Here is a 14410-nt window from a genome sequence, read left to right as displayed (position 1 = left end):
TGGCGTCGCCGGTACGCGGTAGGTTGGAGGGGTGAAAGCCAGCCCCTCCGACCAGGCTCGTCTCCTCGAGCTCGCCGCTCTGGACGCCGGCATCCGGCACGCCGAACACGCGCGTCGCAACCCCGCCCACACCGAACGGGTGAAGGAACTCCTCGCGGTTCGCCAGGCGCAGTCGGCCGAACTGACCGGACTCCTCGGGGCGCGAGACGACGCGAAGGCGGAGCTCGCGCGGATCGAGTCGGACGTCGCGCTGGTGGATGCGCGTGCCGCCCGCGATGCGGGTCGCCTGGCTGCCACCTCGAACGCGAAGGACGCGCAGGCCCTCGAGCACGAGATTGTCTCGCTCACCAAGCGCAAGAGCGACCTTGAAGACGCCGAGCTCGAGATCATGGAACGCCTGGAAGCGGCCGATGCCGCCGTTGCCGGCCAGGAGGAGCTCATTTCGGCGACGAACGCCGAAGGCGCGCGTCTGAGCGCCGAGGGCAAGGCGGCCGTCGCCGACGCCACCGCTCGCATCGAGAGCGCCACGCGCGACCGATCCGCGGTGGCTGCCCAGGTGCCGGCCGACCTCGTCGCCCTCTACGAGCGGCTCGCCGACCGCGGTGTCGGCGCGGGTGCCCTGCGTCAGCGGACCTGCGAAGGGTGCCGGATGGTGCTTTCGGGCACCGATCTGCAGGTGCTGCGGCGTGCTGAGGACGACGATGTCGTGATGTGCCCCGAGTGTGGATGCATCCTCGTGCGCACCGGTGAATCCGGTCTCTGACTGGCTGTGCGTCGCACGTGACGGTGACGTCATCGTCGTTGCGGACGGCGACGACACCCCGCTCCGGCGGCTGACCGCGGCCGAGTGGCACCGCGCCGTGCGCGACGCCGATCCGCGCACCCGCTGGGTGTGGGATGACTCGCGTCGCTGGTACCCCGATCTCCTCGCGGCCGGCATCGAGGTCGCGCGCTGCCGCGATCTCCGTCTCGCGCACGCGATCCTCCGCACCAGCGACCGTGTCACAGATCCGAGCCCGCTGCGTGCGGCTACCGAGTGGAATGTCGCGGACGCAGAAACGCTCGTCGCAGCGCCGGATGCCGCGGCAACTCTCTTCGACGTCGACGAGGAGCCCGGCTCTCGCGCCGGACGGGGCGTACCGTCCGATCTCGCCTCGGTGCGGGCGGAATTCGCCCGGCAACAGGCCGCGGTTGCCGCCTCCGCCGACCCGGATCGGCTGCGGCTCCTGCTCGCGGCCGAATCGGCCGGCGCCCTCCTCGCGATCGAACTCCACACTGCCGGTCTGCCGTGGAGTCGCTCCGTCCACGACGGCATTCTCACCGAACGCCTCGGCGCGCGGCCGGCCCAGGGGCGTCTGCCGTCGCGCGTGGAGGTGTTGGCCGCGGAGGTCCGCGCCGCGCTGAACGACTCGGCCGCGAGTCTGGATTCGCAGCCGAAGCTCCTGCGTGCGCTCCATCGCGTGGGTGTCCTGGCAACGTCCACCAGTAAATGGGAACTGGAGAAAATCGACCATCCGGTGATCGAGCCGCTGCTGGCGTACAAGAAGCTCACCCGCCTGCTCAGCGCGAACGGGTGGGCCTGGCTGGACGAGTGGGCGCCCGACGGGCGCTTCCGTCCCGTCTACGTGCCGGCAGGCGTCGTCACCGGTCGGTGGGCGTCATCGGGCGGCGGCGCGCTCCAGCTCCCCCGAGAGCTCCGGCCTGCCGTGCACGCCGATCCGGGATGGATGCTGATCGTCGCCGATGTCGCGCAGCTCGAACCCCGCGTGTTGGCCGCGATGGCCCGAGACGAGTCGCTCGCGGCAGCGGCGCGCGGGACCGACCTCTACGAGGGAATCGTCGCCGGTGGCGTCGTCGCGACACGCCAAGAGGCGAAGTTCGCCGTCCTCGGCGCGATGTACGGCGCGACGACGGGGGACAGCGGACGACTCGTACCGGCCCTCCGGCGCGCCTATCCGCGGGCAATGGGTCTTGTCGATGAAGCCGCCCGCATCGGCGACGAGGGGGGAATCGTGACGACATGGCTCGGCCGATCGAGCCCGCCGCCCTCGCCGGAATGGCGCGAGGTGCAATCGGCCGCCAGTGCCTCCGACGCCTCGGAGGCCGATCGATTGCGCGCGCGGCGCTCCGCGCGCGACCGCGGGCGTTTCACCCGCAACTTCGTGGTTCAGGGCACCGCGGCCGAGTGGGCTGCGGCCTGGCTCGCCGACCTCCGTGCTCAACTCGCGGCGTTTCCGAGGGTGGATGCCGGCGACGCAGCGCCGGCATCCGGAGCCGTCTTCGGCTCGCGCGCGCACCTCGCCTTCTTCCTACATGACGAGATCATCGTGCATGCGCCGCGGGCGCACGCCGACCGAGCGGCCGCGGCGGTGCGCTCCGCCGCCGAGCGCGCGACGACCCTGCTGTTCGGGACGTTCCCCATCGATTTCCCGCTCGATCTGCGGATCACGAGCGACGCGGCCAAGAGCTGATCACGCGCAGGGCAGCACGACCGGAGGCTGGATCTCGGCGGCGTTGAGCAGAGGCGTCGTCAGAATCTGGGGGGTCGGGGTTCCGGCCTCGGCAGAGACGAACCGGAAGTCGATCACGTTGACCTCGCCGGGGGAGAGATTCACTCTCACCAGACTGGTCGGGAAACCGTTGTCGTCGACATCCACCGACACCTCGGGAACACCGTCTTTCTGCACCCCACCGAAGAACGTTCCCGGGGGAGCGGCCACCGAGATGCTCGTCCCGATGTCGCCGATGCCGGTGCCGTAGCGGCCATCGCCCGTCATCGATCCCGGCAAGTGTGCATCCACCGGAAGCGAGCTGCTCATCGTCACGCGGATGAGGGTGTCGGTTCGGCCGTCGGCGCGGCAGGAGGACACTTCCGACGCGATCGCCAGATGGAGGAACGTGTCGAGCTTCCCGCCCGTCGCATCGTTGACGTAGACCGCGAAGCCGCCGGGACCTACCGCGGCGTGGCGAGCGGCGGGCCCGGCGAGGGACGTGCCTGCGAGCGCGTCGCGGACCCGGGCATCCGCGGTCCAGATCGACACGCTCCCGCCCGCGAGCGGTGCCGCCACGGCGCGCGCCCAGGTCAGCGGGTCGGCCTGCACGGTCGCCAACGCCGCGACGACGGCGGACGTCACTGACTGCAGGAACGCGGTTTGGCCCGCAGAGTCGAGCGTCATGTAGGGCTCGATCAACAGTCGCTCCACGAGCGTGTCGGCGCTGAGGGTCGAGCCGTCGGCGAGTGTGACCGGACCGGTCACACTCAGCAGTGCGCGCATGACGAGCGGGTCGACCGAGACGATGGCGTCGGGAGCGGGATGACCTAGCGTGACCCACCAGGCGGAAGCGAGACGGGCGGTGAGATCGAAGTCGGTCGTGAGCGAGGCATTCTGCACGTACCGCCCGATGATGTCGCCGTACAGCGCTTTCGATGAGGCCGCGGTCTCCACGCTCGGCATCGGCACGCCATCGAAGCTCGACGAATCGGCTTGCGTCACGAGGGTCAGGCCCCCGGCGTCGGCGGAGAGCAGTGCGAACGAGCCGGTGATCCCTCCGCCGGTGCGCGCTTCGGCGGAGTTCTGCATCATGACGAGCACGGAACGCGCGCCGTCCAGTCCCCAGAGCTCGGGGAGGGCTGCGGTCGCACCGGCGAGGGTGCGCACGGTGGGCGTCGCGGCCGCGAGCTGCGCGTGGAGCTGCTGCACGGCGTCGGCGATTCTCGGTTCGAGGTCGCGGGCCTGCACGTCTGCCAGGGCACTCTCGGCGTCGGCGAGCACGCCCGCGGCGGTGGCGAGGTGCTGATGGATGCCCGGGAGATCAGACGTGAAGTCCGTGCCACCGGCCGCCGCGTCGACCACGGGGAGCAGCGCCTGCCCGACGGCGGCTGCGTGGACAGCCACCGTTCGGATGGCCGCCACATCGTCACCGACCCAGGGCAAAGCCTCGGCCACCGGCCAGAGGGGGTCGGATGCCGCGCCGCCCGCGGCATCCGCGTGCGCGACAAGATCGTGCACCCCCGACGTCACCGCGCCCGCATCGCCGGACGCCGCCGCGTCGATCAGCGTGCGGGCCGAGCCTTCCAGCCGAGTGAGTTCGATGGCAGTGACCGCGACCCGCGACACGATCCAGCCGAAGGTGAGCGCCAGCGCGACGAGCAGCACCACGCACGCGATGACGACGCGGCGCGGAGACGTCGACGAAGCGCGGACCTCAGACACGGCGGCGTCGGCGCAGGACGACGGCCGTGATGCCGAGCCCGAGCCCGGCGATACCGATCGCCCCCGCCACGAGGAGCGTCTGCGGCGTGCCACCCGTCGCGGGCAGTCCCGCGGCGCTCAACTGCGCGCGCGGCGCCGTGGCGCACTGGGGGGTGGACGGCGGGTAGGAGACGGCGACGGCGAGCGTCGGATTGACCTCGATGGTCGCCGTGATGTTCCCCCGCGTCCAGGCGTAATTACCGGTCGTCTCGACCAGCTGGCCGCCGCGCGTCTCCCATCCGGGCCAGCCGGTGCCGCGCCCGTCGGCTCCGATAGTCGCTCCAGGCCACAGGATCCGTCCGGAGAGCGTGCCGTCGGCGCGGAGTGTGCCGAGCGCGAGGGTGACGGAATTCGTTCCGTCGGTGAGGATGAGCCGGGCCGTGTTCCCGGTCGACCGCGCCTGTGGATCGAGCATCTGCACCCGGTACGTGAGCCAGGGCACATCCTGTGCGCACGCCGGAACGACCGTCGATCCCGACAGTGTCGGTTCTACGGGCTCGTCGGGCGTGTAGTCGGGGGGCGCGGTCGGCGTCCCCTGCGCGGCGACGAGCGGCACCTCGGCCGCGGAACTCGCTGCCGCGCCGCCGAACACCATCGCCCCGACGATGACCGTCACTGCCAACAATCGACCGTTCATCAGACCCCCCAAAGTCCGACGCAGAACACTTCCGTGTCCTACGGTGCGAGCACCCCCGTGCTCCTCTATGAGAACACCCCCGTGTTCTCACCCGTGGACACCCCCGTGCCCACTTCTGTTGCTGACAGTAGTACACGCATCCGCTGGGGACAATGACCCCGGCGATCAGCGACGTAGACTCGAATCGCGAATGGGTCGGCTGGACGGTCGCGTGGCGGGAAACCGCACCGAGGAACGTCCGGGCTCCACAGGGCAGGACGGTGGGTAACCCCCACCCGGAGTGATCCGCGAGACAGTGCCACAGAGAGCAGACCGCCGGGGGAGACCCCGGTAAGGGTGAAAGGGTGGTGTAAGAGACCACCGGGACCGTGGTGACACGGTCCGCACGGTAAACCTCGTCCGGAGCAAGGTCAGACAGAGGATGATGACGCGGCCCGCTGAGTCCTCGGGTAGACCGCTAGAGCGGCACGGCAACGTGTCGCCGAGAGAGATGACCGTCCACGGGGCTTCGGCCCCCGGACAGAACCCGGCGTACAGGCCGGCCCATTCGCCCTTTCTGAACCGCCGTCAGGCGTCGAAAGCCGGCTGCGCCTCGGTGACGCGCACCGAGAGCGCTGCCGCGCCGATGATCCCCGCATTGTTGCGGTGCACGGCCGGGACGATCGGCGTGTTCAGGTCCAGGAGCGGCAAGAACTGGTCGGCGTGCTTGGACACGCCGCCGCCGACGATGAAGAGGTCGGGGCTCAAGAGGAATTCGAGGTAGCTGTAGTACCACTGCAGCCGCTTGGCCCACTTATCCCAGCTCAGACTTTCGCGTTCGACGGCCGAGTAGGCGGCCCATGCCTCGGCGTCGGAGTCCTTCCTGGCCCGCTGCAGGTGCCCGAGCTCGGAGTTCGGGATGAGGATGCCGTTGTGCAGCATCGCGGTGCCGATGCCGGTGCCGAGGGTCGTGAGAAGCGCCAACCCCTGCACGCCGCGCGCCGCGCCGTAGCGGACTTCGGCGACGCCGGCGACGTCGGCGTCGTTCGCGAAGTGGATCTCACGGCCGAGACCGTCCTCGAAGAACTTCTCGGCCTCGAACCCGATCCACGTGTCGGCGACGTTCGCCGCCGAGAGGGTGCGGCCGTTCTTCACGATCGCCGGGAAAGCCACGCCGAGCGGGACATCGGCATCCGTCACACCGAGCGTGTCGAGAACGACGCGGACGGCGGCAAGCACGTCTTCCGGCTCGGCACCCTTGGGCGTCGCCACCTTCACGCGGTCACTGAGCAGCACGCCCGCCTTCAGGTCGACCAGGGCGCCTTTGATGCCCGTTCCACCGATGTCCACACCGACAGCCCGTGCCGCATTCGTCGTCATGCTCCCACCCTACCGAGGAGCGCCCAGCCACTTCGAAAGCCTAGGATCAAGCCAGACCGTGCCGACGCCAGGCGCGAGGCGAGAGAAGAGGCCCAGATGTCCGAAGAGAAGTACTGGTACAACCTCACGACGCACGCGGTCGAGCGCGGCTTCGAGTCGCCGGCCGTCGACCGCGCCGGTCCCTTCGACACGGAAGAAGAGGCAGCGAACGCGCCTGCTCTCCTTGCTGCGCGCTCCCGCGCGTGGTCGGAAGACGAAGCCCGCGACGACGCGTGGGGCTCGGACGCCGACGTGTCGGGCGAAGCGACGGGCGACGCAGGCCGATAGTCTGGCCTTCGGACCGGCTTCGCCTTCCGACCGGTTGTGGAGAGGACGCGATGGACAAGCAGAGGGACTTCGTACTGCGCACGATCGAGGAGCGCGGGGTGAAGTTCGTCCGACTCTGGTTCACCGACGTGACCGGAACCCTGAAGTCGGTCGCGATCGCACCCGCCGAAGTCGAGGGGGCCTTCACCGAGGGCATCGGCTTCGACGGTTCGGCCATCGAGGGGTTGACGCGCTCCTACGAATCGGACCTGCTCGCTCACCCCGACCCCACGACATTCCAGACGCTGCCCTGGCGGGGCGAGATCGACCCGACTGCGCGGATGTTCTGCGATCTGACGACGCCGGACGGTCAGCCCGCAGTCGCAGACCCCCGGCACGTCCTCAAGCGCACGCTCGCGAAGGCCGCCGACGCGGGCTTCACGTTCTACACGCACCCCGAGATCGAGTTCTACCTCTTGAAGTCCTCGTCCTACGGTCCCGACGGCCCCGAGCCGGTGGACTCGGCGGGGTACTTCGACAATGTGCCCGGTGGCACCGCGCACGACTTCCGTCGTCGCAGTGTGCGAATGCTGGAGGACCTGGGCATCTCGGTCGAGTACAGCCACCACGAGGGCGGCCCCGGTCAGAACGAGATCGACCTGCGTTACGCGGACGCGCTCGCCACAGCGGACAACATCATGACCTTCCGCACCGTGGTCAAAGAGGTCGCGATCGAGCAGGGCGTCTACGCGACGTTCATGCCGAAGCCCCTGAGCGGCAAGCCCGGAAGCGGCATGCACACGCACATGTCGCTGTTCGAAGGCGATCAGAATGCGTTCTACGAGGCTGGCGCGCAGTACCAGCTCTCCAAGACCGGGCGCCACTTCATCGCCGGCCTGCTCAGGCACGCCAACGAGATCGCGGCGGTCACCAACCAGTTCGTCAACTCCTACAAACGGCTCTGGGGCGGCGACGAGGCACCCAGCTTCGTCACCTGGGGCCACAACAACCGTTCGGCGCTCGTGCGCGTGCCCATGTACAAGCCCAGCAAGGGCCAGTCCACGCGGGTGGAGTACCGAGCCCTGGATTCTGCGGCGAACCCGTACCTCTCGTTCGCCCTCATGCTGGCGGCGGGCCTCAAAGGCATTGAGGAAGGCTACGAACTTCCACCCGAAGCGGAGGACAACGTCTGGTCGCTGACCGACGCCGAGCGTCGCGCGCTCGGCTACGCGTCGCTGCCGGCGAGCCTGGACCACGCGCTGGAGTACATGGAAGAGTCGGAGCTCGTCGCCGAGACCCTCGGTGAGCAGGTTTTCAATTATGTGCTGCTGAACAAGCGTCGCGAGTGGCAGGAGTACCGCGCCCAGGTCACGCCGTTCGAGCTGAAGAGCAACCTGGAGATGCTCTAGGCATCATGTCGACCGGCGCGCGTTCCTCGGCTCTGACCGGACTCGCCCGACTCGGCTTCGGTGATCTCGGTGCAGCCGACGTCCTCGTGGGAGAGCTCACGGAGCTTACCGGCATCGAGCGATCGAATCTGCTCGGGTCGGCGGAGTTGGCCGCCGACCCGGATCAGGCGTTGGCCGCGCTCGTACGCGTCGCACGTCGCGACGCCGCAGCGGTCGGTGACGCGCTCACCCGCGCCAGTGCGACGGTGTGGCGGGTGCTGGGCGCCTCCAGCGGATTCGCCGAGTTCTATTTGCGGCATCCGCGCGAGCTCGAGGACCTCACCCGCGCCGGCGGCGGGCTGCCGTCAGCGCAGGAGCTCCATGACGAGTTGCTCGACGCGGTCGCCGCCGATGCCGAGGGGTTCGCCGCCACGGGAGAGGAGAGCGCCTGGGTCGCTTTGCGTGTGCGCTATCGACGGATGCTGGCGCGCATCGCGGCGTTCGATCTTGGCGTGCCGGATGCCGTGGATGTCCTCGCGCCCGTCGCGGCGGCCCTCGCCGATGCCGCCGGCGCTGCGCTGGAGGCATCGCTGTGCGTGGCCCGCACCCGAGTCGCGGGGGGCAACGCGGGCGCAGGGCTCTTCCCGCGGGCCCAAGTGGCTGGTGCGCAACTCGCGATCATCGGAATGGGTAAGACCGGGGCCCGCGAGCTCAACTACGTCAGCGACGTCGACGTCATCTTCGTCGGCGGCGCGGATGAAGCGACGATCGAGGAGATCGGCGAGAGCCGTGCCATCGACATCGCGACACGCCTCGCGGTCCAGACGATGCGGGGTATTTCGGGGATCGAGATCGAGCCGCCGCTGTGGGACGTCGATGCGAATCTGCGTCCGGAGGGAAAGCAGGGCGCCCTCGTACGCAGCCTCGATTCGCACCTGTCGTACTACGACCGGTGGGCCAAGAGCTGGGAGTTTCAGGCGCTCCTGAAAGCGCGCCCGATCGCGGGTGACCGGGCGCTCGGCGACGCGTACGTCGCGGCGGTGCAGCCGAAGATCTGGATGAGCGCCGCGCGCGAGAACTTTGTCGACAGCGTCCAGCGGATGCGCGAGCGGGTCACCGAGCACATTCCGCCGGCCGATATCCCGTATCAGCTCAAACTCGGACCCGGCGGAATCCGCGACATCGAGTTCACCGTCCAGTTGCTGCAGCTCGTGCATGGGCTCGGCGATCCCAGCATCCATCAGCGTGGCACTCTCGACGCCCTCGAGGCCCTCGTCGACGCGGGGTACATCGGCCGCGCGGACTCCGCTGTGTTCGCTCGCGACTACCGGGTGCTTCGGGTTTTGGAGCACCGGATGCAGTTGCGCGGCCTCCAGCGCACTCATCTGATGCCCACGACACCGGAGGGCCTGCGGATTCTGGCCCGCGCGTCCGGACTGGCCGAGAGTGGCCCGGCCGTGTGGACGCTCTGGGAAGCGGTCAAGCGCGATGTGCGCGAAGTCCACGTGCGGCTGTTCTACCGGCCGTTGCTGTCGGCGGTCGCCGCCCTTCCCGCGGACGAGCAACAGATTTCGCAGGGTCAGGCCGCGGATCGCCTCGCAGCGATCGGCTTCCGCGACCCGGCCGGCGCGTTGCGGCACATCGGTGCCATCACGGGGGGCCTCAGCCGCAAGGCCACGATCCAACGCCACCTCATGCCGGTGATGATCCGCTGGTTCGCCGACGGCGTCGATCCGGATTACGGATTGCTCGCCTACCGCCGCATCAGCGAGCGGCTGGGGGACACTCCCTGGTTCTTGCGCATGCTGCGGGACTCGTCGGGCGCGGCCGAGAGGCTGACGCGCGTGCTGTCGGGTTCTCGTTACATCGGTGAGCTGATGGAGTGGATTCCGGAGTCGGTCGCGTGGCTGGATTCCGACGAGCAGCTGCGCCCGCGGCGTGGCGTTCTGCTCCAGGAGGAGGCCCGGGCGATCCAGTCCCGCCATGAGACGGTGACCGACGCCATGCGGTCAGTGCGCGTGCTGCGGCGGCGCGAGCTCCTCCGACTGGCGCTTGCGGGCGTGCTCGGCACCGCCACGATCGAAGAGATCGCCGCCGGACTGACGACGGTGAGCGAAGTCACGATCCAGGCGACGCTGCGTGCCGTGCGCCGCGAGATCGTCCCGCCGGACGATGCGGCGCTGGACTTCTCCGTGATCGCGATGGGCCGCTTCGGTGGTGGTGAGCTCGGGTTCGGCTCGGATGCCGACATCATCTACGTCTATGACGCCAACGGCATCGATCCCCAACGGGCCAACGCGCTGGCCCTGCAGATCGTCGCAGGGCTGCGCACCCACTCGGAAGACCATCGAGTGCCGTTCGACCTCGACGCGGATCTGCGCCCCGAAGGTCGCACCGGCCCGATGGTGCGCTCGCTCGAGTCCTATGCCGAGTACTACCGGCGTTGGTCGCTGTCGTGGGAAGCGCAGGCGCTTCTTCGTGCCCGCGGCGTCGCGGGCAGCGTCAAGCTGATTCGGGCGTTCATCGCCATGGCCGACGAAGTCCGCTATCCCGCCCAGGTCGATCCACACGGGCTTCGCGAGATCAAGCGGATCAAGGCGCGCGTCGAGAATGAGCGGTTGCCTCAGGGCGCCGATCGCGCCCGCCATCTGAAGCTCGGTCCGGGCGGTCTGAGCGATGTCGAATGGTTGGTCCAACTTCTGCAGCATGCCCACGCGCACGAGATTCCGGCGCTGCGGACCACCTCGACGATCGGGGCGCTGAGCGCCGCGCGCGACGCAGGGCTCGTCCCCGAGTCTGCGGCCGAATATCTGGCAGACGCGTGGCGTCTCGCGAGCCGTCTGCGCTCGGCGAATACGCTCCTGTCCGGTCAGACGAGCGATGTGTTACCGACCGACCGCGGCAAGCTCGACGGCATCGGCCGGCTCCTGGAATACCCCCCGCGCTCGGCGACGCGGGTCGAGGAGGAATGGATGCGGACGTCGCGCCGCGCGCGCCGCGCGTTCGAGAAGCTCTTCTACGGCTGAGCCGCGGCATCCCGCCCGTGGCGCGATCTCCGCAGATTGTCGACTTTTCCGCACCCATACGGCGAATCTCTGCGGAGATCGGGTCATTCTGCGCGCGTCGCGCCACCCGCGCGCGCACGAAGCCCCGACATCCGAAAAGAGATGCCGGGGCTTCGGGCGAGGCGTCAAACGCCGAAGTACAGCTCGGCTTCAGGATCTGAGGTTCGGAGGGTGTTCCACAGGATCGTACTCCCCTGCGAAGTAAGGGAAGTGCGATGCTGAGCATGGGGTGGGTCGCTGCTGCGGCTGTCCGAGAACCTGTCCGTTTTGCCGATTCTTGGCCGACCTACGGGTCTTCCTGGGGGTCTACGGGAGGTGCCGCCTACCTGTTTGATATGAGCGCCGACCGCACTCGCCTCTGGACTCCGCAGGAGCTTGCCGACTATACGGGCATCCCCATCAGGACTCTCGCTGACTGGCGGACGGAGCGCGCGCGCAGCCGAGGTCTCGGATTGCCGTTCGTCGCACTCTCGGCGCACAACGTCCGCTACCGCGATGAGGATATCGAGGCGTTCATCGCAGGCCGGATCGTGGCTCCTATGGACAGGATGGCCGACTGATGGCGCGGCCGAAGCGCGCACTTGGCGAACTCGGCAAGGTGACCTACACCGTTGAGCCGAGCGGTCTCGTCATCGCGCGAGGACGCGTCTACGACGGTAACGGGCGCGAGCGTCGTCCGAGCGGCCGCGGCGCGACCGAAGCCGAGGCGCTGGCCGCATTGCAGGAAGCGGCCGATGTTGCCGTCGGTCGAGCCCTGGCACGACGCACGCAGGTCATGACTGTAGCGGAGTTGGCGACGGCGTGGCTCAAGACGGCGTATCACGACGACGACCCGCGAGTGTTGCGCCAACGCCGCGAGCAGACCGTCGATGGCTACGCATCGGTGGTCCGAGCGCATGTCACCGCGCGCGCCGGAGCCATCCCTATCGCCGACATCACCGCCGATCGCGCCGACGGACTACTCATGGACATCGCGCGGGAGAAATCGGTGACGACCGCAAACAAGGTTCGGAACGTGATGTCGCTCATGTTCGATTGGGCGATCCAGCAGGGACACTTCTCGGCTGCCGGGTCGATCCAGCAGACACGGCATGGAGCGGTCGTCGTGGCGAACCCCATCCGCGCGACCCGGCGAGCGGATGAGCCGGACACGATGTACTTCAAACTCGACGCGGTGCAGGTCAAGTACATCCTCCACCTCATCCGCGACGTGTGGCCGGAGCGACACCGAGCTCGGTATCCCGTGGGCCGGTGGCCCAACTACAAGCTGCTCGCCGATTACATCCTCATCACGCTCGGCACCTCCCAGAGGACCGCGGAGCCGATTGCGATCCGGTTCCAGGACGTGCGGTTCGAGGCGGTGGAACAGCCGGACGGAAGCCTCACGATGGAGGCGCTCGTCTGGGTCGGGGGGACGATGGTTCGTACGAAGTCCCGCGGCCTGTTCCGTCAGGACTCGCCCAAGGCGGAGCGGCAGAAGCGTTGGGTTCGCGTTCCGAAGTTCGCGGCCAAGGTGCTGAGCGAACTCGTGGCCAGCCACGTTCCTGATCCCGAACGGAATCCCGACGACGTGCTGTTCATCACCGAGCGCGGCCGTCCGCGCGACCCCAGCGCAGTCGGCGAGCTGCTGCGGATGTTCCGCCGCGAGTTCGACCCGGAGCTCTCGGCTATCGGCGTCGACGCAGAGCACCTCACCTTCCGCAGCCTCCGCAAGGCCGTCGCCGCGGCGGTATCGGACACGGCCGGCGTCGAAGTCGCACGCGATCTGCTCGGGCACAGTGACGCGGCGATCACCGAAGGCCACTACGCGAAGCGCCCCGACCTCATTGTCGAAATCGCGGCCGACGCGCTCGATGAGGTGTTCGCAGGCATTGACGCATGAAAGGCCGCGAAGAGGGAGACCTGACAACGCATGATTGTGAGCAACTACGAGCCGCTGCTGCGCACGTTCGTCGACGACAACGCTGCGGCGCTCACCGCCTGGGGTGTCGATGTGGACGACTACACGGCACACCTGTTCGACGCACGACGGCGACATTCGTCGAGCGCCCCTCCGGAATCACACTCGCTTCGCGGCTGCTCGGCCACTCGAACGAGCAGATCACGCGCGCGAGCTACGGCGTCTGCGCCGTCGAAGTCGACCCGATCACGATCGACATCCTCGACGAAGTTCTCGGATCCTGACAGGCAGGGAAGGTGCAACATGCGAACAGGGCGACCGCCGCTCGAACTCGGCACACACGGCACGATGACCACCCGCTCCGTCGGCAATGGGCGCACATGCGCCATCGCGCGACTGCGGCTGTGGGATGGAGAACTCCACCGAGTCACAGCCACCGCAGACACCGCGACGGACGCCCGCGCACGGCTGGAACTCCGAATCGCGGAGCGACTCCGGCTGTCGGAGCTCGATGCCTGGCGTTATCTCACTCCCGACGACCCCTTCGACGAGCTCGCCTACGTGTGGCTCGGCGACCTCGCGTGGCTCTCCGATGTGAGCGAGGCTACGTACGCGCGGTGTGAACGCGTGGTTCGAACGCAGCTCACGCCGGCGTTCGGCGATTTGACGATCGGCGAGATCACCGTGGACCGGATCGAACATCACTTGGCTGCTCAGCGGGCCGCATCAGAGGAGGCCGCCGCCTCCTCGCGCGACGCGATCCAGTTGCTTCTCGACTTTGCGGTCGGCGAGGGCGTGATCCTCTCGAACCCGATGGAGGTTGCGGCGGCAGATGGCGTGCCTGGGCGTCTCGGCGATCTAAGCGTCTACAGGGAGCTTGTTCGTGGGCGCATAGAACTGCGCCGCGACGAGCGTCGGCGCGATGTGGGACATGACCGCTGACGGAGCTCGTCGCGGAAGGAGCGGCTCTTCGATACGGGCGCGCGCCGACCACGGAGATGAAGCGCCAACCGCTCCTTTAGTGCAGCACGAGAATTGAACCTGCATCAGGGGTCAGGGGTTCGAGTCCCCTCAGGTCCACCAAAACTCCCGGTAAAGCACCGAAACTTCACTCCCCGAACAGGGAGTTTGAATGTTTGGTAGTCGTTTAGTCGACGACGGACGGCTTCGCGCCAGCGAAGCCATAGATCCCTTGTGCCAAGTCCCCCGCGAACGTTGTCTATCTTCACTGTCGACAATATGAGGTGCGGTCATCGTGATGATGCCTTTCGAGTGGGATGTGAGAGTTTCCTCGAAGGATCACACGGTGACCGCGCCCACGTCCAAGACGAGGCCGGCCACCGCGGGCTACACCACCTTATGGGGCACTACTATTCCCTGCGGTCGCGGGAAGTGGAGTCCTTCCTCCCAAACCCCGAAGGAGTGAAGGAAGTCCTCGGTGAGTTCCAGTGCCTCGCGCGTGGAGGCGACCCGCCGGGGGCGGGACACGAACATGCGCTGCG

Annotated in this window: 11 protein-coding genes and 1 other RNA gene; 9 read left to right on the top strand and 3 right to left on the bottom strand. The window is 68.3% G+C overall.

All coding sequences use genetic code 11. From position 1 onward, the window contains the following. Positions 1-31 precede the first annotated feature (31 nt). Both Q0653_RS03670 and Q0653_RS03665 read left to right on the top strand, forming a co-directional pair. Positions 32-763 (top strand): C4-type zinc ribbon domain-containing protein, encoded by a 732-nt coding sequence (locus Q0653_RS03670; protein ID WP_298942647.1) that lies wholly within the window; start codon positions 32-34, stop codon positions 761-763. Next, complete coding sequence (locus Q0653_RS03665) at positions 747-2471, top strand: bifunctional 3'-5' exonuclease/DNA polymerase (protein WP_298942645.1); 1725 nt, start codon at positions 747-749, stop codon at positions 2469-2471. Before Q0653_RS03670 ends, Q0653_RS03665 begins: the two co-directional genes overlap by 17 nt. Here the strand turns inward: Q0653_RS03665 and Q0653_RS03660 are convergent, their stop codons facing one another. Both Q0653_RS03660 and Q0653_RS03655 read right to left on the bottom strand, forming a co-directional pair. Then, the gene (locus Q0653_RS03660) at positions 2472-4214 is read right to left on the bottom strand and encodes a DUF4012 domain-containing protein (RefSeq protein WP_298942643.1); all 1743 of its coding nucleotides are present in this window, start codon (positions 4212-4214) and stop codon (positions 2472-2474) included. Continuing rightward, positions 4207-4890 carry an LPXTG cell wall anchor domain-containing protein gene (locus tag Q0653_RS03655; protein WP_298942639.1) on the bottom strand — a complete coding sequence of 228 codons (684 nt, stop codon included), beginning with the start codon at positions 4888-4890 and terminating at the stop codon, positions 4207-4209. The genes Q0653_RS03660 and Q0653_RS03655 overlap by 8 nt, the downstream gene beginning before the upstream one ends. Before the next feature lie 191 nt (positions 4891-5081). Between Q0653_RS03655 and rnpB the strand changes: the two genes are divergently transcribed. Continuing rightward, an RNA gene (rnpB, locus tag Q0653_RS03650) (RNase P RNA component class A) lies at positions 5082-5440 on the top strand. A gap of 17 nt (positions 5441-5457) precedes the next feature. Here rnpB and ppgK read toward each other — a convergent pair. Further along, positions 5458-6249 carry a polyphosphate--glucose phosphotransferase gene (gene ppgK, locus Q0653_RS03645; protein WP_298742314.1) on the bottom strand — a complete coding sequence of 264 codons (792 nt, stop codon included), beginning with the start codon at positions 6247-6249 and terminating at the stop codon, positions 5458-5460. Between the two features lie 96 nt (positions 6250-6345). Here ppgK and Q0653_RS03640 point away from each other — a divergent pair, with 96 nt between their 5' ends. The 6 genes from Q0653_RS03640 to Q0653_RS03615 all read left to right on the top strand — a co-directional run bounded on the left by Q0653_RS03640 (position 6346) and on the right by Q0653_RS03615 (position 13850). Further along, a complete protein-coding gene (locus Q0653_RS03640) occupies positions 6346-6576 on the top strand; it encodes an SPOR domain-containing protein (RefSeq protein ID WP_298742315.1) in 231 nt (76 codons plus the stop codon). 50 nt (positions 6577-6626) lie between these two features. Beyond that, on the top strand, positions 6627-7964 hold the full coding sequence (glnA, locus tag Q0653_RS03635) for a type I glutamate--ammonia ligase (RefSeq protein WP_298942637.1): 1338 nt from the start codon (positions 6627-6629) through the stop codon (positions 7962-7964). 5 nt (positions 7965-7969) lie between these two features. Next, the gene (locus Q0653_RS03630; protein ID WP_298942635.1) at positions 7970-10969 is read left to right on the top strand and encodes a bifunctional [glutamine synthetase] adenylyltransferase/[glutamine synthetase]-adenylyl-L-tyrosine phosphorylase; all 3000 of its coding nucleotides are present in this window, start codon (positions 7970-7972) and stop codon (positions 10967-10969) included. Between the two features lie 374 nt (positions 10970-11343). Beyond that, positions 11344-11568: a hypothetical protein gene (locus Q0653_RS03625; protein WP_298942633.1), complete on the top strand. Its 225-nt coding sequence runs from the start codon at positions 11344-11346 to the stop codon at positions 11566-11568. Continuing rightward, the gene (locus tag Q0653_RS03620) at positions 11568-12890 is read left to right on the top strand and encodes a tyrosine-type recombinase/integrase (RefSeq protein ID WP_298942631.1); all 1323 of its coding nucleotides are present in this window, start codon (positions 11568-11570) and stop codon (positions 12888-12890) included. The genes Q0653_RS03625 and Q0653_RS03620 overlap by 1 nt, the downstream gene beginning before the upstream one ends. Before the next feature lie 366 nt (positions 12891-13256). Further along, positions 13257-13850: a hypothetical protein gene (locus tag Q0653_RS03615; protein ID WP_298942629.1), complete on the top strand. Its 594-nt coding sequence runs from the start codon at positions 13257-13259 to the stop codon at positions 13848-13850. Positions 13851-14410: the final 560 nt, after the last annotated feature.

The sequence above is a fragment of the uncultured Microbacterium sp. genome (assembly GCF_947488465.1).
In the GTDB taxonomy this organism is placed as follows: Bacteria; Actinomycetota; Actinomycetes; order Actinomycetales; family Microbacteriaceae; genus Microbacterium.
The sequence above is the reverse complement of the archived record's forward strand: the minus strand, read 5'-3'. Positions and strand labels throughout refer to the sequence as shown.